Annotated in this window: 21 protein-coding genes; 13 read left to right on the forward strand and 8 right to left on the reverse strand. The window is 47.2% G+C overall.

All coding sequences use genetic code 11. The features are described 5' to 3' along the window. Both B0680_RS03285 and B0680_RS03290 read left to right on the forward strand, forming a co-directional pair. A complete protein-coding gene (locus B0680_RS03285; protein ID WP_078253620.1) occupies positions 1 to 1,059 on the forward strand; it encodes an ABC transporter permease subunit in 1,059 nt (352 codons plus the stop codon). Continuing rightward, positions 1,046 to 2,533, forward strand: a complete 1,488-nt coding sequence (locus B0680_RS03290) for an ABC transporter ATP-binding protein (RefSeq protein ID WP_158078294.1) — start codon at positions 1,046 to 1,048, stop codon at positions 2,531 to 2,533. The genes B0680_RS03285 and B0680_RS03290 overlap by 14 nt, the downstream gene beginning before the upstream one ends. A gap of 7 nt (positions 2,534 to 2,540) precedes the next feature. Here B0680_RS03290 and B0680_RS03295 read toward each other — a convergent pair whose 3' ends face one another. Further along, positions 2,541 to 3,017, reverse strand: a complete 477-nt coding sequence (locus tag B0680_RS03295; protein WP_078253622.1) for an Lrp/AsnC family transcriptional regulator — start codon at positions 3,015 to 3,017, stop codon at positions 2,541 to 2,543. Between the two features lie 182 nt (positions 3,018 to 3,199). On the opposite strand from B0680_RS03295, the gene leuA reads away from it, so the two are divergent. The 6 genes from leuA to B0680_RS03325 all read left to right on the forward strand — a co-directional run bounded on the left by leuA (position 3,200) and on the right by B0680_RS03325 (position 10,860). Beyond that, positions 3,200 to 4,918, forward strand: coding sequence for a 2-isopropylmalate synthase (gene leuA, locus B0680_RS03300; RefSeq protein WP_078253623.1), 1,719 nt, complete (start codon positions 3,200 to 3,202; stop codon positions 4,916 to 4,918). A gap of 151 nt (positions 4,919 to 5,069) precedes the next feature. Next, entirely contained in the window at positions 5,070 to 5,342 is a 273-nt protein-coding gene (locus B0680_RS03305) for a type II toxin-antitoxin system TacA family antitoxin (protein WP_078253624.1), read from the forward strand. Then, positions 5,326 to 5,820 (forward strand): GNAT family N-acetyltransferase, encoded by a 495-nt coding sequence (locus tag B0680_RS03310; protein WP_078253625.1) that lies wholly within the window; start codon positions 5,326 to 5,328, stop codon positions 5,818 to 5,820. Before B0680_RS03305 ends, B0680_RS03310 begins: the two co-directional genes overlap by 17 nt. A 228-nt stretch (positions 5,821 to 6,048) precedes the next feature. Then, positions 6,049 to 8,763 carry a DNA gyrase subunit A gene (gyrA, locus tag B0680_RS03315; RefSeq protein WP_078253626.1) on the forward strand — a complete coding sequence of 905 codons (2,715 nt, stop codon included), beginning with the start codon at positions 6,049 to 6,051 and terminating at the stop codon, positions 8,761 to 8,763. 114 nt (positions 8,764 to 8,877) lie between these two features. Then, on the forward strand, positions 8,878 to 10,566 hold the full coding sequence (locus B0680_RS03320) for a vWA domain-containing protein (RefSeq protein ID WP_078253627.1): 1,689 nt from the start codon (positions 8,878 to 8,880) through the stop codon (positions 10,564 to 10,566). Positions 10,567 to 10,656: 90 nt separating this feature from the next. Beyond that, entirely contained in the window at positions 10,657 to 10,860 is a 204-nt protein-coding gene (locus tag B0680_RS03325) for a hypothetical protein (protein ID WP_078253628.1), read from the forward strand. A 40-nt stretch (positions 10,861 to 10,900) separates the two neighbouring features. Here the strand turns inward: B0680_RS03325 and B0680_RS03330 are convergent, their stop codons facing one another. Further along, on the reverse strand, positions 10,901 to 12,919 hold the full coding sequence (locus tag B0680_RS03330; protein ID WP_078253629.1) for a DNA primase: 2,019 nt from the start codon (positions 12,917 to 12,919) through the stop codon (positions 10,901 to 10,903). Between the two features lie 12 nt (positions 12,920 to 12,931). Here B0680_RS03330 and B0680_RS10800 point away from each other — a divergent pair, with 12 nt between their 5' ends. Beyond that, positions 12,932 to 13,087 (forward strand): hypothetical protein, encoded by a 156-nt coding sequence (locus B0680_RS10800; protein ID WP_158078295.1) that lies wholly within the window; start codon positions 12,932 to 12,934, stop codon positions 13,085 to 13,087. Here the strand turns inward: B0680_RS10800 and B0680_RS03335 are convergent, their stop codons facing one another. Then, positions 13,088 to 14,161 carry an outer membrane protein assembly factor BamD gene (locus tag B0680_RS03335; protein WP_078253630.1) on the reverse strand — a complete coding sequence of 358 codons (1,074 nt, stop codon included), beginning with the start codon at positions 14,159 to 14,161 and terminating at the stop codon, positions 13,088 to 13,090. A gap of 274 nt (positions 14,162 to 14,435) precedes the next feature. On the opposite strand from B0680_RS03335, the gene B0680_RS03340 reads away from it, so the two are divergent. The 4 genes from B0680_RS03340 (at position 14,436) to B0680_RS03355 (ending at position 18,032) form a co-directional block, all read left to right on the forward strand. Then, entirely contained in the window at positions 14,436 to 15,314 is an 879-nt protein-coding gene (locus tag B0680_RS03340) for a DUF817 domain-containing protein (RefSeq protein WP_078253631.1), read from the forward strand. 214 nt (positions 15,315 to 15,528) lie between these two features. Continuing rightward, complete coding sequence (locus tag B0680_RS03345) at positions 15,529 to 16,590, forward strand: RluA family pseudouridine synthase (RefSeq protein ID WP_078253632.1); 1,062 nt, start codon at positions 15,529 to 15,531, stop codon at positions 16,588 to 16,590. Positions 16,591 to 16,606: 16 nt separating this feature from the next. Next, entirely contained in the window at positions 16,607 to 17,422 is an 816-nt protein-coding gene (locus B0680_RS03350) for a polyphenol oxidase family protein (protein ID WP_078253633.1), read from the forward strand. Between the two features lie 61 nt (positions 17,423 to 17,483). Beyond that, on the forward strand, positions 17,484 to 18,032 hold the full coding sequence (locus B0680_RS03355) for a flavodoxin family protein (RefSeq protein WP_078253634.1): 549 nt from the start codon (positions 17,484 to 17,486) through the stop codon (positions 18,030 to 18,032). A gap of 111 nt (positions 18,033 to 18,143) precedes the next feature. Here the strand turns inward: B0680_RS03355 and B0680_RS03360 are convergent, their stop codons facing one another. From B0680_RS03360 to B0680_RS03380, 5 genes are read right to left on the reverse strand one after another with little or no spacing between them, the layout of a single operon-like run. Continuing rightward, positions 18,144 to 18,419, reverse strand: a complete 276-nt coding sequence (locus tag B0680_RS03360) for a hypothetical protein (protein WP_143821339.1) — start codon at positions 18,417 to 18,419, stop codon at positions 18,144 to 18,146. A gap of 43 nt (positions 18,420 to 18,462) precedes the next feature. Continuing rightward, positions 18,463 to 19,740, reverse strand: a complete 1,278-nt coding sequence (locus tag B0680_RS03365) for a PD40 domain-containing protein (protein ID WP_078253636.1) — start codon at positions 19,738 to 19,740, stop codon at positions 18,463 to 18,465. 18 nt (positions 19,741 to 19,758) lie between these two features. Next, positions 19,759 to 20,550, reverse strand: coding sequence for a hypothetical protein (locus B0680_RS03370; protein WP_078253637.1), 792 nt, complete (start codon positions 20,548 to 20,550; stop codon positions 19,759 to 19,761). A gap of 7 nt (positions 20,551 to 20,557) precedes the next feature. After that, entirely contained in the window at positions 20,558 to 20,992 is a 435-nt protein-coding gene (gene tolR, locus B0680_RS03375; protein WP_078253638.1) for a protein TolR, read from the reverse strand. Between the two features lie 6 nt (positions 20,993 to 20,998). Next, positions 20,999 to 21,679, reverse strand: coding sequence for a MotA/TolQ/ExbB proton channel family protein (locus B0680_RS03380; protein WP_078253639.1), 681 nt, complete (start codon positions 21,677 to 21,679; stop codon positions 20,999 to 21,001). Positions 21,680 to 21,789 lie beyond the last annotated feature (110 nt).

Below are 21,789 nucleotides of genomic sequence, written 5' to 3' on the forward strand. Positions count from 1 at the left end.
ATGTCAAGTTTAATAAAATCAACGCCATCCCCCCAAAGCGATGCATCAGCGCAGGGATTTTTGGCGAATTTTTGGGCAAGATTTCGCCGTGAGCGTTTGGCTTATTTTTCACTAATTTTACTAAGTGTAATTAGCATAGTATCAGTATTAGCACCCGTCATCGCCAATGACAAACCGCTGATGGTTCGTTATCAAAACACCACTTATCTGCCGATGCTACACGACTATGCCGAGACGACATTTGGCGGTGAGTTTGAGACGAGTGCCAATTATCACGACCCTGTGCTGATTGATAGCATTCAGCGTGATGGGACGATGATTATGCCGCCGATACGCTATGGCGAGCAGACTTTGGTGCTCGATGCACCTACGCCACACCCAAGCGCACCAAGCACCAATCATTGGCTAGGCACGGATGATGTCGGGCGAGATGTGCTGGCTCGTGTGCTGTATGGACTGCGTATTTGTCTGTTGATGGGCTTTGGGCTTAGCCTTGTGGGGAGTGTGATTGGCATTGCATTTGGAGCGCTGATGGGGTATTTTGGCGGCTTGGCGGATTTGCTCGGTCAGCGGATTGTCGAAGTGTGGCTTGGCTTGCCGCAGCTGTTTGTGATGATGATTTTGGCAAGCGTGTTTGTGCCGTCCGTGCCTGTGCTATTTGTGCTGTTGTTGTCCTTTGGTTGGCTGTCGCTTGTGCCTTTGACCCGTGCGCATTTTTTGCGGACACGGCGTATGGCGTATGTGCTCGCTGCCCAAAATCTTGGCGTGCATCCACTGGTCATCATCAAACGGCACATCTTACCAAGTGCGCTACTGCTCGCCTTATCCCAGTTTCCTTTTGTGATGGTGGCGAATATCAGCGCTTTGACGACGCTTGATTTTTTGGGCTTGGGGTTGCCGATGGGTTCGGCAAGCTTGGGCGAGCTGTTATTACAGGGTAAAAATCATCTAGACGCACCGCATTTGATGCTGACAGGCTTTGTGGTGCTAAGCGTGGTGCTGTCGCTACTGATTTTGATTGGAGAAGGGCTCAGAAATGCACTCGATGTCAAGCAATAATAAGCCTATCATCTCGCTCAATCAGCTAACTATCAGCACTGCCAAAGCTCGGCTCATTGATGGGCTGACACTCGATGTACATCAAGGCGAAATCATCGGTGTCGTTGGCGTCTCGGGTATGGGTAAGACAAGCTTAATGCTGTCATTATTTGGACTATTATCACCATCTTGGACGGTGTCGGCACAGCAGGCGATGATAGCAGGTCTTGTGATACCGATGGCTCGGCAGGGTGATGATAGAGCGTTTGGCGAAGTGCGTCGGCAGATGGCGTATATTTTTCAAGAGCCAAAAGCATCGCTTAATCCTGTGGATACGATAGCGACGAGTTTTGATAAGTTATTTGCTACGCTTAATATCCCAAAGCATGAGCGTAAATCTTATGCCAAACAATTACTTGAGATGGTGCATCTGCCTGATACCGAGCGTTATTTATCCGCTTATCCGCACGAACTCTCAGGTGGTGAAGCACGGCGTATCAGCATTGCACAGGCTTTGGCAGGCACACCAAAAGTCATCATCGCCGATGAGCCGACGGGCGCGCTTGATAGTCATCTAAAAGATGAAATGCTGACATTATTGACCGATTTGTGCCATCGCACAGGCACGGCACTGCTCATCATCAGCCATGATTTGCCAAGCTTAATGGGTCGTTGTGATCGGTTTTTGGTCATCGGGGCTGATGGCTGTGATACTTTGACACCGCAGACCATCATTCACAATCCTACTGCTCATGCGCTATTGATCGCCGATTTTGGTACGCCACCAGTTATGCCTGATGTAATGGATAATCAAAGCCCGGTTTTAAGCATACATGATTTGACCATCCATCATGCACACCGCTGGCTATTTTGGCGTAAATCCAGTCCTGTTATCGAGAAGTTTAATTTACAAGTCCATCAAGGCGAAATCGTCGGCATCATGGGTGTCTCAGGTGTAGGCAAATCCACGCTTGCCCGTGCCATCACACGCCTAGACCCCAGACTGATCGTCTCAGGTCGTATCATCATCAATGGGCAGGACATCTATCAGCTGTCTGCCACACGGTTAAGGCACGCCAAGCGACAAGCCATCCTAGTGATGCAAGAAGTCAAAGACAGCCTAAATCCTACTCGCACCATCCGCCAAAGCCTTGATGAAGCGTGTGACACAGCGGATGATGCGTATCTGGATGAGCTATTGGCACTGTGTGGTCTGTCCAAATCACTGCTTGAGCGTTATCCATCAGGTCTGTCAGGCGGTGAGTGTCAGCGTATCTGTATCGTGCGAGCGCTACTGGCTCGCCCGAAGCTGTTGATACTTGATGAGCCGACAGCCATGCTTGATCGCTTATCGATTGCTCGTTTGCTTGATTTATTAAGAAAAATTAACCAAACTTATCAGACTGCGATACTTATCATCAGCCATGATCCGATGGTGATTGATGCGTTGTGTCATCGCACCATCCACCTACAAAAGAGCGTATCATTAGCCTAAGGCGCCATCACACCGCCGAGCGATTAAATACTTCTCGTAATTCAAAGCTAGTGTGTAGCTGACTTACGCCATCAATTTTACTCAGACGATGTAGTAGAAATTCTTCATAATGTCGCATATCTTTGACCAAGACCTTGAGCAAATAATCTTCGCTACGACCAGTGACGACGCTACAGCTGACCACTTCATCAAAGGTGCGAACTTGACTTTCAAACTCGCCAAAACGCTCAGCGGTATGCTTATCCATGCTCACCGCCACATAGACCGATAGAGTATAGCCAAGCGTGGCGGGGTCAGTGTGTGCATGATAGCCTGTGATGATGCCAAGCTCTTCGAGCCGTTTGATACGGCGGATGGTCGGCGTGGCAGACAGATTGACCGCTTCGCTGATATCGCTGATGGATGCTTTGGCATTCATGGTCAGCATTCGCAAAATCTTGCGGTCAATCGCATCCAGCGTCACAACTTCTTGAGTGGTAGCCATAACTGATAAATCCATTAAAAATAGTGAAATTCACCATATTTTAGCAAAAAATTAGTATTTTGTACTCATTGATGGCAAAAATAATGCAAAAATAGGTAAAAATTGCTATACTAAGTTTGTTAAGATAATCACCATCAAAAATCAACCCTATTTTGCGATAACTGACACAGTTTGGAGCTATCATGCCACATATTAATCCAAAAAATTCTGCTTTTGATTTTACCAAATATCGTCCGTTCGAATTTGCGCCGAAGCTGACTGACCGCACTTGGCCAGACAAGACCATCACCAAAGCACCGATTTGGGCGAGTGTGGATTTGCGTGATGGCAACCAAGCATTGATTGACCCGATGAACATTGAGCAAAAATTAAAATTCTTTAAATTGCTTGTTGATATCGGCTTTAAAGAAATCGAAATCGGCTTCCCATCAGCGGCGCAGGTTGAGTTTGATTTTACTCGTAAGCTAATTGAAGAAGGTCATGTGCCTGATGATGTGACTTTGCAGGTGCTTGTACAGGCTCGTGAGCATTTGATTGAGCGTACCTTTGAAGCGCTACAAGGTGCTCGCCGTGCCATCGTCCATGTGTATAATTCAACTTCAAAAGTCCAACGCGACAAAGTCTATAAGATGGACAAAGAAGAAATTAAGCAAATCGCCATCGCAGGGGCGACGATGCTTCGTGACAAGGCGAAGAATTATCCTGATACTGAATGGGTGTTCCAGTACAGCCCAGAGAGCTTTAGCCAAACCGAAACCGACTATGCTGTCGAAGTGTGTGATGCGGTCTGTGAAGTGTGGCAACCACAAAACGGTCAAGCAGTTATCCTAAATCTGCCTGCGACCGTCGAAGCGAGCACGCCAAATGTCTATGCCGACCAAGTGGAATATTTCTGCCGTCATCTTAAGCAGCGTGAGCACGTCATCATCAGCCTACACACGCACAATGACCGTGGCTGTGCGGTGGCGGCATCTGAATTGGGTCTTATGGCGGGTGCTGATCGTATCGAAGGCACGCTACTTGGCAATGGTGAGCGTACCGGTAACATGGACATCCTAGTGATGGCGATGAACCTATACACCCAAGGCGTCGATCCTGAGCTTGATTTTAGCCAAGTCAGTGAAATGGTGCAAATCGTCACTGAGTGCAATAATTTGCCTGTACATCCACGCCATCCGTATGTCGGCGAGCTTGTGTTTACTGCATTTAGCGGCTCACACCAAGATGCCATCAAAAAATCACTGGATTATAACGAATCGCACAAAGAGACGGATAATCACTGGGATGTGGCGTACCTGCCAATCGACCCTGTACATATCGGTCGTGGCTACCAAGATGTCGTGCGTATCAATAGCCAGTCAGGTAAGGGCGGTGCGGCATACATTCTACAACGCCATTATGGATTTAACCTACCACGCTGGACGCAGATTGACTTTGCTCGTGTGGTGCAAGCTCAAGCTGAGAGCTTAGCTCGTGAGCTCAAGACCGAAGAGCTGCTTGAAATCTTTACCCAAGCTTATCTATCGCAAGATAAATTCCGCCTAAGCGACTACACCATCAACAACAAAGGCGGTGAAGTGACATTCCAAGGTCAAGTGGCAGCACCGACCGAAGTCTTTGAAGTCATTGGTCAAGGCAATGGCGCATTATCAGCGTTTATTGATGGTTTGGTCAAAGCAACAGGCAAGCAAATCCATGTCACCAACTATGCTGAGCACGCCATCAGCCAAACTGCCCAAATCGACAGCGACGACGGCAAGGACAACCAAACGCACAATGCTGCTGCTGCTTACATTCAGCTGTCTGTTGATGGTCAAATCTACTCAGGCATCGGCACCTGCAACAGCACTGTCTCAGCGATGCTAAAAGGCGCATTGTCAGCATTGGCGCAGGCTTGGTAATGGATTAAGAATTGGCAATCCGCTAATTTTATCTAACCAATAAACCGTTCAAAGCTTGGGTTTTGGACGGTTTTTTATTGACGATAAGATAAATCAGCGGTACAATGGCTGTATTCACTATGTACGCCAAAATGACACACAAGGAGTCACCATGCTTGCTACCGAACGCATCCATGTCAGAACAACTGCTGATACCAAAGCCATGATTGAAAAGGTTTGTCAGCGTTTGGGTGTCAGTGTCAGCAGTTTTATTATCCAAACTGCGTACGAAAAGGCATTGGCATTAGAATCAGAACTAGAAGCCGTTCAGCTAAACGAACAGCAATGGCAACAAGCCCTAGCCATGCTTGAGAATCCACCTAAGGCAAATGATGAACTAAATCAACTGTTTAGCCGAGGTTATCAAGTTGTTAGTCATTCATAAGCTGGATAAAGTCAATCAAGCATCTGAATTTGACTGCGGTGTCGTGGCACTCAATGATTTTTTGTGCACGCAAGCATCGCAGTTTATCAAACGCCGAGAATCCGTGCTATATGGTGCTGTTGATATGGCTCATGATGGCAGGCTTGCAGGATTTTACACTTTGACGGCGACCACCATGATTCAGGCGGATGACAAGGCTTTATTCAAAAAGCAAAGCCCGCATTTGCCAATTCCTTGTGCTTTGATTGGTCGATTGGCGGTAGATGTGCGTTATCAAGGCATTGGCTTGGGTGCAGATTTATTAATACACGCATTGCAGACAGTACAGGCAATTTCAGGGATGATGGGACTTGCTTTTGTGGTGGTTGATGCCAAAGATGATGCTGCCAAGCGGTTTTATGAAAAATACGGATTTTTGCAAATCAGCACCAATCCACGCCGTCTGTGCTTAGCTGTCAAAAGCATCCCTGCAAATTGATTTAAAGCTTGCTGGTGCAGATTTTATTCTGCACTTTTTTCTTTTTATTAATCAAGCAATCAAACAAATAGTCCGCTAATTTCTACACCCTTCAAAATCATCAAGGTATTTTGCCAATCATAAATCACTTATCATAATTGCAACAAAATTCACAATTTTTTGCCAATTTATGCTATAATAACTCGTTAAATTTTCGGGTGTTTTCCCAGTGATTTTCAAGGATTTTTTATGAGTGATTCGGTCAGCCCCATTGGCATTGTCGATGAGTTAAAGCGATCATATTTAGACTACGCCATGAGCGTCATCGTCTCTCGTGCATTGCCTGATGTGCGTGATGGTCTTAAGCCTGTGCACCGCCGTATCTTGTACGCCATGCACGAATTGGGCAACGATTATAACAAAAAATACCTAAAATCAGCCCGTGTGGTCGGTGATGTCATCGGTAAATACCATCCGCACGGCGACATAGCAGTGTATGATGCCATCGTGCGTATGGCGCAGGATTTTAGCCTGCGTTATATGTTGGTCAATGGTCAGGGTAACTTCGGCTCGATGGATGGCGACCCACCGGCGGCGATGCGTTATACCGAGATGAAGATGCAGAAGCTCACGCATCGTATGCTTGCTGATTTGGACAAAGATACTGTCGATTGGGAAGACAACTACGATGGCTCGATGAAGATGCCAAGCGTGCTACCTGCTCGCATCCCAAATCTACTCGTCAATGGTGCGGCAGGTATCGCTGTCGGTATGGCGACCAACATGGCACCGCACAATCTCACTGAAGTGCTAAACGCCTGCCTAGCCTATGCCGACAATCCAAATATCTCCACCGAAGAGCTGATTACGCATATCTCAGGCCCAGATTTCCCGACAGGGGGTATCATCTATGGCCGCAGCGGTATCATTGATGCCTATCGTACGGGTAAGGGTCGCTTGCACATCCGTGGTCGTTATCATATCGAGCCGATGGGCGAGAGCGGTGCGAATAAAGACCGTGAGCGTATTGTCTTTACTGAGATTCCTTATCAAGTCAATAAAGCCAATCTAATCAAGCACATTGCCGATTTGGTCAATGCCAAAAAAATCGAAGGCATCACCGAAATTCGTGATGAATCGGACAAAGAAGGCGTGCGTGTGGTGATTGATTTGCGCCGTGGCGAAAATTCTGAAGTCATGGTCAATAATCTATTTACCCAGACACCGCTTGAGTCTAGCTTTAGCATCAATATGGTGGCGCTTGATAACGGTCAGCCAAAGCTGATGACCTTGCGTGATTTGGTGGCGGCATTCATTCGTCATCGCCAAGAAGTCGTAACTCGTCGCACGATTTTTGAATTAAACAAAGCTTTGGCTCGTGGGCATCTGCTCGAAGGCTTGACCATCGCACTTGCCAATATTGATGAAGTGATTGAGACCATCAAGCAGTCATCAAACCGAGCAGAAGCTCGTGATCAGCTACTATCACGCACTTGGCAGTCAGGCGGCGTGGTGGCGATGCTTGAAGCAGCGGGCGCAAGCTCAATTCGCCCTGAATATATCGAAGGTGAAGATTTGAATGCGCCTTATGGCTTGATTGATAATAACACTCGCTATCGTCTGTCGCCTGAACAGGTCAATGCCATCTTGGATATGCAGCTGCACCGCTTGACTGGTCTTGAGCAAGACAAGCTGACTGGTGAATACCAAGAAATTCTAGGCGAGATTGCTCGTCTTGAGCTGATTTTGAATGACTTTGATGTGCTGATGGGTGTGGTGCGTGGTGAGCTGATTGAGATTCGTGATGAATTTGGCGATGAGCGTCGCACGGACATCGTCGATGCACGCCATGATTTCAACCGTGAAGATCTGATCCCAGAACAAACCGTTGTCCTAACCGTCTCACACACAGGCTATGCCAAGACACAGCCGATCAGCGATTATCAAGCACAAAAGCGTGGCGGTAAAGGCCGCTCGGCTACTGCGATGAAAGAAGATGATGTGATTGAGCATCTGCTGGTCACCAGCACCCATGCGCATATCATGTGCTTTACCAATACGGGTCGTGTGTTTGGTCTGCGTGGCTTTGAGATTCCTTTGGCAAGTCGTGGCTCAAAAGGTCGCCCACTGGTGAATCTGATCAATCTTGAAGCTGATGAGTCAGTCACTGCCATCTTACCTGTAACCGATCTTAAGGACGAAAACAGCTTTGTATTCTTTGCCACCGCATCGGGCACGGTCAAGCGTGTTGCCTTGTCGCAGTTTGCCAATCTGCGTGCCAATGGTCTAAGAGCGATTGACTTAGTCGAAGGCGATACGCTCATTGGCGTGGCGATTACCGATGGCAACCAAGAAATCATGCTATTTAGCAATGAAGGTAAGGCGATTCGCTTTAAAGAAGATAGCATCCGTGCGATGAGCCGTGTCGCTAAGGGCGTGCGTGGTATGCGTGTCAATCTCTTGGCGCTCGCTGATGACGAAGAGCCTGTAGAAGATGATGGCGACGATAGCGACGGCTTTGCGGTCAGTCGTGTGGTGTCGCTCGTTGTTGCACCGACGACAGGCGAGATTTTGTGTGCTTGCGAGAATGGCTTTGGTAAGCGCACACCGATTGACGACTACCCAACCAAAGGTCGTGGCGGTAAAGGCATCATCGCCATCAAGACATCTGAGCGTAATGGCCAGCTGGTCAAAGCGATCGCCGTGACTGGCGAAGAAGATGTGATTTTGATCTCGGATAAAGGCACGTTGGTGCGTACACCAGTTGCCCAAATCGCCATCGCAGGGCGTAATGCTCAAGGTGTCAAGCTGATTCGTATCGCTGACGAAGAAGTGCTGGTTGGCATGGCGTGCGTCGAGCACGAAGAGCCAAGTGATGATGATGCGGTGGATGCTGATGTGAGTCCAAATGCAGATGGTGCTACCAGTCCTGAACATACGGATACGACCGATACACAGGCATAAGCTAATCATCACCATAAGCCAGATAAGTCAAATTGTCTGGCTTTTTTGTGCCAAATGCTTTTATAATAAGCCATCAGCCCTGTATGAGTCGTGTAAGCTTTGTGGGAGAATGCAATGAATCAAAGAGTCAAACCTACTGTTATCTTTTCGCTATCAATGCTTGTGATGGCTTGCCAATCGGTCACTCATAATCCGCCGACAACGGATGCCTTATCCAATACGCCAGTGCCGACACCTGCACTGCCTGCACCCATCATGGCAGAAGCAGTGGTCAAAGCACCTGCCATGCAAGCTCGTGCCTTATCTGCGATGCCTATAATGATGCCCGCCATCGCCATGCCCGAAGCCATTAGCCAAGATCGTGAAAAATATCACAAACTTGACCAAAATCCCGTGCAAAAGGTGAGTGATGCCCCCGTTTCGACATTTAGTATCGATGTCGATACAGGCAGTTATAGCAATGTGCGACGGTTTTTGAACGACGGGCGATTACCGCCTGTGGGCGCAGTACGCACCGAAGAGATTGTCAATTATTTTGATTATAGCTACCCACAGCCAAGTGGCAATCAGCCTTTTGCAGTCACAACCCAGAGCTATGATTCGCCATTTCATCCCAATGCCAAACTGATCAAAATCGCCATCCAAGCCAAAGAGCAGCAGATGAGCGAATTACCTGCTGCCAATTTAGTCTTTTTGGTGGATGTCTCGGGCAGTATGGCAAGCGATAATAAGCTTGGCTTGGTCAAAAAGACCTTGCGAACCCTAGTGCACAAGCTAAGAGCCAAAGATACCGTCACCATCATCACCTATGCATCAGGTGAGACGATTGCGCTTGAGCCAACTGCAGGCGATCAAAAGCAAAAAATCCTAGATGTCATCAACCGCTTACAGGCACAAGGGGCGACTTCAGGTGAGCGAGCGATTAGTTTGGCTTATCAATCGGCGGAACGCTCGTATGTCAAAGACGGTATCAATCGCATCTTGCTTGCGACCGATGGTGACTTTAATGTCGGTGTGACTGATTTTGATACCCTAAAAGGTATGGTTAGCGAAAAACGTAAATCAGGCATTTCATTGAGCACGCTCGGCTATGGTACGGGTAATTATAATGAGCATCTGATGGAACAGCTTGCCGATGCAGGTGATGGCAATTATAGCTATATCGATAATGAAAAAGAAGCCGCCAAAGTCATCGATCGTCAGCTGTCATCCACGCTTGCCACCGTTGCCAAAGATGTCAAAATCCAAGTGGAATTTAACCCCAATACAGTCAAAGAATATCGCCTAATCGGCTACGAAAATCGTATGCTTAATGAAGCAGATTTTAATAATGATAAGGTAGATGCGGGCGATATTGGCGCAGGACATCAGATGACGGCGTTTTATGAGATTATCCCTGTCGGCGTGCAAGGCTGGCTCGATGACACTCGTTATCAAACACAGCCATCAGCTGTGAATACGCAAGCGCGCGAATACGCCTATCTGCAACTTCGCTATAAACAAGCAAATGCCAGTGCCGATGATGACAGTCTATTGATACAGGCGCCGATTTTGGCGGATGCCAAGCCGTTTGGTATGGCGGATACCGATACCAAATTTGCCGTCTCTGCCACAGGCTTTGGTGAAGCACTGCGTGGTGGCAAATATCTTGGCAAGATGGATTGGGCGCAGATTGAGACTTTGGCACAGCAAAATATCGGCACAGATCCGCATGGCTTACGCCAAGAGTTCGTTGAGCTGATCGGCATTGCCAAAAGCTTATCTACCAAGCCAGCCCAAGTGCCATCAAGCCAAGCTGATTGATAAAACTGTAATCATAGCAATCACGATAATCGCTTTAGCAAGCAAATCACCGTATATCCAAGGCGGTGATTTGTTTCACTGGAAATTATTATGCAACACACATCTGACAACACCAATCTTAATGCCAATCTCAATACCAAGCAAATCGCCAATAAACTACTGGTCGCTATCCTTTGCGTTGTCAGCTTTGGCGCAGGCTATTATGCGCACCAATCCCGCCAAATCAATGCCTGTGAAGCCAAAGGTCAAGTGGCGCATATCGAAGGCTCGGTGGTCGAGTGCGTGGATAAATAGCGATACCATCAGCAGATGGTGATTGATTTATCAAGGTCAATTAAGATTTATTGAATAAATCTGCCAATTTGGCTTTGTTGTTTTGATTATCCCACTGTGTGAGTAGCTGTAAACGCTGTTTATAAATCATTGATAATGCTAGCACTTTGGCATTTTTTTGTTGTTCGCTCAATACTTTTTTTAGTGCGGTGCAAATCAGCTCATAGACAAGCGGTGTGATGTCATCCATCGGATAGGTGCGTCTGATTTGGACAAAATCATCCCAATGTGCGCTGATTTGTTGGCGAGCATCTTCACTGAGTGTTGATAAGATAAAGTACATGCTGTGATTCGGCACATCGTTATTCGGCTGTCGATACTCGTTGGGCAGTGCTTTGATGGCGGTGATGACTTCGGTCAGTACCGTGCTATCAAGACTTTGCCAAGTCGGTAGGTCAGGCACTTTGAGCGACTGACGCTCTAGATGCTCTGAATAAGGGCGATGCGCATCTGCCATCTGCGATTGGCTGATGATATCAGCAAGGGGATCTTGATCCAAGATGGTAGGGCTTTGCATGATAAATAACGCAAGCTCGGTGGCAGTATCAAGCGTCTTACCTGCTTGATAATTGATGGTGTCCATGCGAGCACGGCGACCAAAGCGAGTATCGCCAATCGACTTGATCCGCTGATAGATGTCGCTATTGAGTAGCCATTTATAGCTTGAGCCTTTTGGGAATAAATCGGTGAATTTGCGTAGCTCTGCCATCGCTGCGGCTTTTTGTTCGGATTTTTCAAGATCAAAACGAGCTGCCAAAATCTGATAAATGTAGTCCGATAGCGACCAAGCATTTAAGATTTGCTCACGCATCGCATCCGCACCTTGTTCGGCGATAAAGGTATCGGGGTCGTGCTGATCGGGCAGGGTGAGAAACTTGAGCGTCTTACCGTCTTCGAGCGCAGGCGCAGCGATTTCCATCGTCCGCCAAGCAGCTCTTTGACCGGCATTATCACCATCAAAGCATAGGGTCAGCGTGTTGTTGTAGCGTAGCAAGGTGGCGATTTGATTTTCGTTCGCTGCCGTACCCATCGGCGCAACCGCACCATAAATCCCTGCTTGATACAGCGCAATCACATCCATATAGCCTTCGACCATCATATAATCACTGGCTTTTTGTTGGCGAGATTCGTACAGACCGTACAGGATGTGCTGTTTTTGGAATACGGGTGATTCGCTTGAGTTGATGTATTTTGGTGAATCATCGCCAATGGTACGACCAGCAAAGCCGACCACTCGACCTTGCTTATCACGAATGGGGAAAATCACTCGATTGCGCAATAGGTCATAATCCCGACCATTTTGCGACTGCCTGACCAATCCCAAGATTTTTAGGCCTTCAATATCTTCGCCAAAGACTTCTTCAAGGTGCTGCCAACCATCAGGCGCATAGCCAAGCCGAAAGGTCTGTATGCTACTTTCGCTCACACCACGGTCCAAAAAATACTGCCGAGCGACAGGTGTATTTTGTAGTGTAAATTGATAAAAATGACAGATATTTTCAAGTAATTGATACAAGTCGCCTTGCGGATTGGGCTGTGCCATCGGCGGCGTGGGATATACTTGCGGTGTGCTGTCTTGGGGTGATATGGCATCATCCATCACCGGTGCTGTCTGCACAGATGGCGCTTGTGGCATCGGTGGCGGTACAGGTTGGGCTGATGGCTGCTGTTGATTTTTGGGTGTTTTTTTGGTTTTATTGTATTTGACTTTTTTGGCAAATTCATCGTCTTTTGGTAGCTCGATACCAGTTTGTTCGGACAATGTTTTTACCGCTTCGATAAAGCTTAAGCGTTCAAATTCCTTTAAAAAGGTGATTGGATTGCCTTTGGCGTGACAACCAAAACAGTAGTATAAATTGGTCTCAGGATTGACATAAAATGATGGCGTCTTTTCACCATGAAATGGACAACAGCCCTTGAACTCTCGGCCGGCAGGCTTGAGCACGGTATGCTTACGAATCATCCCAACCAAATCCGCTTGGCTGTTGAGCTGTTCGATGATAGAGTCAGGAATGCGCATGGGATTACTCAGATGCAAAAAAGCGAAAACCATCAATGCCAACTGGCGACACTTTGGCTGACAATCGAAATGGCTATTTTTTTAAATAACCATTATTGTATCACGATTGGCAATGGACAAAAACAACAAAACGGCACAAATCATGCCGTCATGTTGCGTGCTTTATGATTAGCGTGTTTCGCTAGGGTTGCCCGTCGCATCATTTGGCAGACCCAAACCAAACTGTGGCAAATGGCTCTTTTTGGTTTCGGCGTCGTTATTGGTCGCTGGGGCAGGTGTGCTGACAGCGGGCAGACGCATTGCTTGCGCTTGGCGGATAACTTGGGTGCGAGTCTCGCCCGTGTAGCCACCTTCATAGCTTTGGGCATCGGTTGCACGACCAAGCTTGCCAAAGCTGATGGTTGATAGTGCTTTTTGCACCGCAGTCTTAGTGCCTGTACCTGACAGACGCACTGTGCCGTTGCTGTTTAGATACTGTGGATAGTTGATTTGCAGGAGTGTTTTGTACTCGCTTGCGGTGTCTTTTAGCCCAAGCTCGTCATTGGCATATGCCAAAATGGCAATGGCTTCAGGCACAGCAGTAGATTGTGGGAAATACTGGAATACCCATTTAGCACGGTTGGCAGCTGCGACCATCGCATCACGCTTGATGTACCAACGAGCGGCGACTAGCTCATTTTCTGCCAAATCATTATAAATCGCCACCATACGCTGTGCCGCATCGGCAGCATAGGCACTATTTGGGAAGTTATTAACCAGCGTCTGAAAATCTTGGAATGCTAGACGCAGATAGGCGGTATTGCGTTCAGCTTGATTTGACTTAAATAGGCGAGATGCTTTTGGCGCACCGCCCATATTGGTCACGCCTTGTACATACAGTGCGTAGTCAATGTGACGACTTGTTGGGTACAGACGGATAAATTCAGCCGTACTTTGGGTCACTGCTTCATAGTTGCCTGCTTGATATTGCACATAAATCAAATCAAGCAAAGCCTGCTGTGCCAAAGCACCTGTCGGATAAAAAGTGCGAATGTTATTCAGTGCAATCATCGCTTCATTATTATGCGATTTGGCGATGGCTTCTTGGGCATAGTCATAATATTGCTGTTCGGTTTTGTCGGCGGTTTGGACGATGTCTTCGCCTTTTTTCTTGCCAAACAACCCACCAACAGTGGCGCAACCAGTCATCAGACTGCCTGCAACAACAGCAGTAACAGCAATTTTTAGGGCTTTTGCTTTCATTGTATCCTCGATTTTTTGATGTCGTATGACAAATTTTCGCTAGTTTAGCATGATTTGACAGCCAAAACAACGAAACCGCCGCACAAAGCTTGCCAAAACCGCCGTTATCAAAAAATTACTACTCATAAGCAACGCTAGAGTAAGGTGTTCTATCGGCGATGGGTCAGTATGAGATTGGCAATAAATGGCGATGACAGCTGCCAAATTGCAAATCAGTACAAAACATGATAAATTATCATATTCTTATTTATGAATTTAATCAGTATTGATAAAAATGCTTGCACAATTTGACCAATGGCTATGCCAACATCCCAAAAATCCCACTTTGCGCGGCTATCGTCGCTTTGTGGTGGAGTTTTGGTTTTTTGGACTCAAGCAGGCTCGAGCATGCCTGTTCGCTGGGCTGTTTTTTGTGGCGATGTTTGTTATCCCCAAATCAGGCATTTGGGGTATTCCCCGCTATGATGCCTTGCTGATTTTTGCGGTGGTGGCGCAGTTTGCGATGGTGTGGAGCAAACTAGAAACTTGGGATGAGCTCAAATCCATCACTTTATTTCATCTAATCGGTTTTGCCTTAGAATTATTCAAAACTTCACCTGACATCCAAGCACTCTTATTGCCCGATGGCGCTCGCATTGGTGCATCTTGGGCGTATCCTGATTTTGCTTATAGCAAGGTGTTTGGCGTGCCTTTGTTCACAGGATTTATGTATGCGGCGGTGGCAAGCTATATTATCCAAGCGTGGCGGTTATTTGATTTACGTTTGTATAAGATGCCACCGTACGCACTGACGACCATCACAGCGATATTGATTTATTTGAACTTTTTTACGCATCATGCCATCATGGATTTGCGCTGGTATATTGCCATGTTTGTGCTTGGGCTGTATGCCAGAAGTTATGTGCGTTTTACCCCTTATGATACGCCACGACGGATGCCCGTGCTGTTGTCGTTTGTGCTGATTGGATTTTTTATTTGGCTTGCGGAGAATATCAGCACCTTTTTTGGCATTTGGCAATATCCCAATCAAGTGATGGCATGGTCGATGGTGCATATCAGCAAATTTAGCTCATGGTCGCTACTGATTATGATGACTTTTACCATCGTCACGCATCTAAAGCACATCAAGCACAGCGTGATGGTGGCAAGATAAACCGATGGCTTGAATGGCTTGGGATAGCGGCTTGGGATATTCGGGTCATTTAAACAGCTTAATATCAATGGTGTGATCAGCCAAATTTAGCCAAGCATGAGCCATAAGTCACGCTCAAAAGTGGCGATAATCACAAAAATATGCTAAAGTATCGCCTTTTTATTCATTTAATTTTAGTCGCAGTGTTTAGCGACATTTTTTATAAGTAGCCATCATGACAGCCGATAATATCCATACCAAGTATGCTTTGACCGACACGCCATTTGAGATGATTGATGATGGTGATGCCTTTGATATGGATGATGATACGGCGGATGATCAAGATGCTGACAGCCACGATGGTGAGCAGACTTATACCGTGCAGGCATCTGATGTCGGTGTGCGCCTAGATAAACTGGGTAGCACGGTGTTTGATGGCTTTTCACGAGCCAATATTCAAAAGTTTATCGATAATGGCGAACTGCTCGTCAATGGAATGATTGTTAAGCCAAAATACGCAGTCAAATCAGGTGATGTACTGACATTGACCGCATCACTTGAGAACCATTCTGAAGATTTACCCGAAAATATCGCCATCGATGTCGTCTATGAAGATGATGCGGTGATTGTGATTAATAAGCCGGCAGGACTTGTGGTGCATCCAGGGGCGGGCAATCGCACAGGCACGCTAGTCAATGCGCTATTGTATCATTATCCTGATGTGGCGCATCTGCCACGAGCGGGACTGGTGCATCGTATTGATAAGGACACCACAGGATTGCTCGTCATCGCTCGCACCAAGACAGCACAGCTTGATCTTATCGATCAGCTCAAAGACAAAAGCGTGTATCGCCTATATCAGTGCATCGCACTGGGTGCACCGCATGACATCATGCGTCATGCTCGCATTGATGCGCCGATTGGACGGCACAGCACACAGCGCACCAAGATGGCGGTCAAAGATACAGGCAAACCTGCGGTGACGCATATCCTAAAAGCAGTGGCACTACACGAACGCTACAGCCTATGCGATGTACAGCTAGAGACAGGGCGTACGCACCAAATCCGTGTGCATCTATCCCATGTCGGTCATCCATTGGTCGGCGATAAGGTCTATGGCACATCGCCACGAGCAGGGCTGACAGATGCACAGCGTCAAGCGGTGGCAACTTTCCCACGACAGGCGCTACACGCACATACGCTTGGCTTTATCCATCCGATAAGCGGTGAGTCGATGAAGTTTCACGCACCATTGCCGGCTGATTTTTGTGCCTTGATGGATGTGTTTGCAGATTAATTAAAGGATGAAAAAAATGCAAATAACTGACACCGTACCTGTTTGCGTACTCTATCAAGATGACACCGTGCTGGTCGTGCAGACACAAGCAGGGGCATTTGATAAGTTTGGCGATACAGATATTTATGGGGATTTTAACTTAGGTTTGCACGTCAAGGACAATCCGACAGCGGTGCTCACTCGCCGAGCGCAGCTACTTGATGCCATTAGCCATCATGCACCCATCACAGCAATTCATTGGCTAAACCAAGTGCATGGCGATACCGTACTGGATATTGATACGGATACGCCGTCATTACAAGCGGTGTCTGCTGATGCGCTAATTACCAAGTCATCCAATCGTGCCCTTGCCATCATGACGGCGGACTGCGTGCCTGTGGCGATTTTTGGGCAGAGTCAAGATGATGGTATCGCCTGTATTCATGCGGGTTGGCAGGGACTTGTTAATGGTATCATTGCCAAAAGCTATGCCAAGCTTGGTGTGCTGTCTGCACCCAAAGCCATCATCGGTGCTTGTATCTCGCAGGGCTCATATCAGATTGATGAAGTGCTTGCCAAGCGTATCTGCGATGAAGTCACAGCACAGTCGCTTGTGAATATGACATCATCAGCACTGTATGACGCCATTATTATCCCATCAGCTGATGATGGTAAGGTGAATATTGATATCGTCAAGCTTGCACGACTTGAGCTTGAACATCTGGGTATCGATGTAGTCAGTGAGTCTGTGCCATGTAGCTATCTTGAACCAAATCTGTATTCGTACCGTGCGCAGACCCACGCAGGCAAATCAGCCACAGGGCGTATGGCGATGGTAGTTGTACGCCACTAAGCACCAAGCCAAACTTTGCTATCAATGAGCAAGAATAAATAAAACAAACAAGGATAAACCCATGCAAGCAACCATTGCCATCGTCTATCATTCCAACTATGGACACACACGCCGTGTCGCACAAGCCATCGGCGAAGGGGTGGCTCGCCACTGCACGATGCGTACCATTGATATCATGGCAATCAGCGATGATGACTGGGCATATCTTGATGAGGCATCGATGATTGTCTTTGGTAGTGCGGTGTATATGGGCAGTGTGACAGCAGAGTTTAAGACCTTTATGGATAGCACATCCAAGCGTTGGCTGTCTCGCACTTGGCAGGGTAAATTTGCCGCAGGCTTTGCCAATTCAGGTGGCTTGAGCGGTGATAAATTGGCGGTACTACAACAGCTTTGCTTATTTGCCATGCAACACGGGATGAATTGGGCGGGCTTGCCATTATTACCGACAGGTAGTAGCGATGTGGATTTGAACCGATTGAGCAGTTTTTTGGGATTGATGACGCAGTCAATCGATGCGCCACCTGATGTCACGCCATGTCAAGGAGATATTGACACGGCGATTTGGTTTGGTGAGCATTTGGCAAAGACAGTATTGAAACAGTTATGATTAAAATGGTCGTGATATTTTAGAATAACTCAATTTTAAACCCAATATAAGCCATTACTTGCCTATCTTTTTAATCACAAACACCATTTCAAAATTAACCACTTTCCCATGCTAGAACCAATTTTCTAGCAAATACACTTGTTGCACCTGCTGTCTAGGCGTTAGCTTGGGTGGTCGGTTTTTGACAGGAATTGTGCTTGGCATACTCTGCTGATAGACGATGCTTGTCTTGTCGTCATGGCTGACATCTGCCAAAGTTACCGGCAGTGGACTGCGCACCAGTTGGATATGCTGACAGCCTGTCATGATGACAGCTAGCAACATCACTATAACGCATTTGGCGATATCAGTCGGCATCGCAGGGCGTGTCAGCGTGGTTATTGGCACAGTCATTTTGCTATTTATCATGGCTTATTATCGGGTTTGGGTCTTATTTTGACCATACCGGTTCACGCACTTGACCTGTGGTCGGCAAAGTGGTGCTTTGGTTGCTCGCTAAGTTGTGAATGACAAGCTTACTTTGACCGCCTTGACTTTGGGCATAGACGATGCGATTTGCCGATGGTGAGAAACTTGCCGAAATCTCGGTGCCGCCGACCTTGATACGCTGTAAGGTCGAACCGCTGACATTGGCGATGATGATGTCTTGACCTGCGACATAGGCGATTTTTGACCCATCATGGCTTAGGCGTGGGTTGGTGGCATTGAGTGCAATGCGGGTGGCGTTTTGATTGGCGAATTGATAGCGGTACAGGCTTTGGCTGCGTGTGCCATTATCCGCTGTATAAATAAAGCCTGAGCCATCGGGCAGATAGCTAGGTGAGTTTTCTGCACCGTTTTGGGTGGTGATGGCTTTGAGTGTTTTGGTGGTTAGGTTGAGTTCATAAATATTTGGGTTGTTGTGCTCATGACTGCCTGAGAATAATAGGCGTGTGCCATCAGCCGAAAAGCTGGGCGCTAGATTATGCCCCCAAAATGGCGTCACCACTTCGCTATGCGTGCTATTGATTGACTGCACATGAATCACGGGTAAGCCATTTTTAGCTTGGACAGCATAAGCGATACGGCTACCATCTGGCGAGAAAGTCGGCGTCAAAATTGACCCTGTCACCGTAAACAGCGTACGGGCATTTTGTCCTGTGGCATCAATGAGCTTTAGGCGAGAAGTCTTGTTCGATGGCGTGCCTGTTTCTTCGACATAGGCGATAATAGAGCCAAAGTCGCCTGATTTGCCTGTGATGGCTTGATAGATTTTATCGCTGATTTGATGACCGGCAAGCTTTAAAGATGCGGTATTGGTGTCGCTGACTTGGGTTTGGCTGCCGATGACTTTGGCGGCTTTGGTGTCGATGACATCATAGCTGATGGCGGTTTTGTTACCCACGATTGAGTGCGATTTGCCAATGACGACATAATCATAGCCAAGATTGCGCCAAGTGCTAAGGTTTGCCAAGATGTCATTGGTGCTGGCTGTGCGTTGTGGCAGATTGCCACTGCTTGCACCAAGCTCTGTGCCGTCTAGATTTGCCGTGACAACGTCTGTCACCACAGTATCGCCCACAAAAGGCACGATGGCGATACGGTCGCTACTTTGGGCGATTTGCTGAGTTGCTACCCATACTTTATCAGTATCATCATTGGCGATGGCAGGGCTGATACTTGCCATCACGGTGATGGTGGCGATGGCTAATTGGCTAAATTTATTCATAAATCATACTCAATATATTCAAGGAGTTGTCGCAGTGTCAGACGATGCATCAGCAGATGGTTCATCATAAATCAGCGTCTCAGTCTGAAACTGAAAGGTCATCTGACCGACCAAGCCTGCAATCTCAGGATACGGCGCGCCTGATTGCACCGCTGTGCGAATAGAATCTTTGAGCTCAGGATTACCTGCACCAAAATCAATCCCTGCTACATTGCCCATTTCGTCAAAACGCACGACAAATTGCATCATCTGATTGGGCTGTTTTGGCTGTGATAACCAAATGGACTTGATACGGTTATAGACGGTTTGTTGGGCGGCTTTTTTGTCAGCAGCACTCACACCGCCTTGACTGCCAAGCTGATTGTTAAACGCAGACCCTGTATCAGCGGCTGATGAATTATCATTGGTATTTGTCGCAAAATTGCTGGATGTGTTATCAATCGTGCTTGATGGCTGGTCAAAGCCAAGCGACTGCGTGTCATTACTAAAAGTCGGCTCAATGGTCGTTGTCGAATTGACCACTCGATTAGATTGATAAGGATTATCAGTACTGCCAAATGTTGTCTGTGCATTGGCAGTACTTTGTGATGACTGTGTCTGTACAGAATTTTGCGCTTGATGATGTGCATTAAGTGTAGATTGTGCCTTAGCAAATGCTTCTTGGCTTACCAATGTGGTCTGGATACCCGTATCCTTATCAGGTGGCGATATCATCGGCGCCATGACAGCAATGACAATCACGGCATGAATGAGCACACTTGCCAATATCGGCAGGGTGTAGCTGGTCTTTTGGGTGGATTCATTGGACATGGCGCACCTATTTGGCAGCTTCGCTCAGTAGGCTGACTTGGCTGACGCCAGCATTTTGGATGAGTGCCATGATATGCATGATTTGGTGATATGGATTGTCTGCATCGGCATTGACCATCACTTGTAAGTTTTCATTTTCGCTATACAGATTACGCAGAAGTGCATCAAGCTGTGCATCATCCATCGGCTCATCGATGGCATTTTTGTGACTGACGAACACACTGCCATCGGCTTTTAGGCTGACGATGACGGGCAGTTCATTTTGGCTGACGGTCTTGGTGTCTTCTTTTGGCAAGGATACATCAACGCCTGTGGCGAGCATCGGCGCTGTCACCATAAAAATCACAAGCAGTACCAACATCACATCGATATACGGTACGACATTCATTTCAGCATTGAGTGGCTTTTTTGTGCGAGCAAAAGCACTTGGGCGGTTGGTCATCGATGATTACTCGGTTGGGTTGCTGTTTGGTCGCTCAAGCTTGGTTTGATTGGCAAGCAGGGCAGATACCACAGCTTCGCAAAATAACGCACGACGCTCATAGATGGTGTTGGCTTTTGCGGTAAAGTAGTTAAAAGCAAGCGTCGCAGGAATGGCGGCAAATAGACCCAATGCCGTGGCGATGAGTGCTTCGGCGATGCTTGGCGCAACGGTAGCAAGGCTCACCGATTCGGCTTGACCCAAGCCAATAAAGGCATTCATAATCCCCCAAACTGTGCCAAACAAACCAATATAAGGCGATACCGAGCCGATACTGGCAAGAACCGACAGCCCTTGTTCAAGTCGGCTTTGCTCTTTGCCTAGAGCGATTTTTAGCTCTCGTTCGGCGATATCGGCTTGAGCTGTACCCGTGACTGTGCCAAGCTTTTTATAGCCATCAAAAAATACCGCTTCAAGTGCCGAACGCTCATTTTCTTTGGCAACGGTGGCGAACTGCTTATCAATGCTATCTGTCCAAAACCACGCTTCAAAGCGTGCATCAAAGCGAGATGCCGAGCCAAGCTTTGTCCCCAAGTGAAAAATAATCACCCAGCTGATAAGTGATAACAATAGCAACAACGCCATCACAAGCTGAACAACAAGGCTTGCTTCGGTGACAAGCTGTAAAATACTGATTGAATTATTCATAATTATTGGCTAAATACACAAATAAATTGCCATCATCATAGCACAGTTTGTGGACTTTTTGTAGGGTAAAACTGTGACCGGGGCCCACCAAACGCCAAATCAGCCATCAG

The sequence above is a fragment of the Moraxella pluranimalium genome, assembly GCF_002014825.1.
GTDB lineage: Bacteria > Pseudomonadota > Gammaproteobacteria > Pseudomonadales > Moraxellaceae > Moraxella > Moraxella pluranimalium.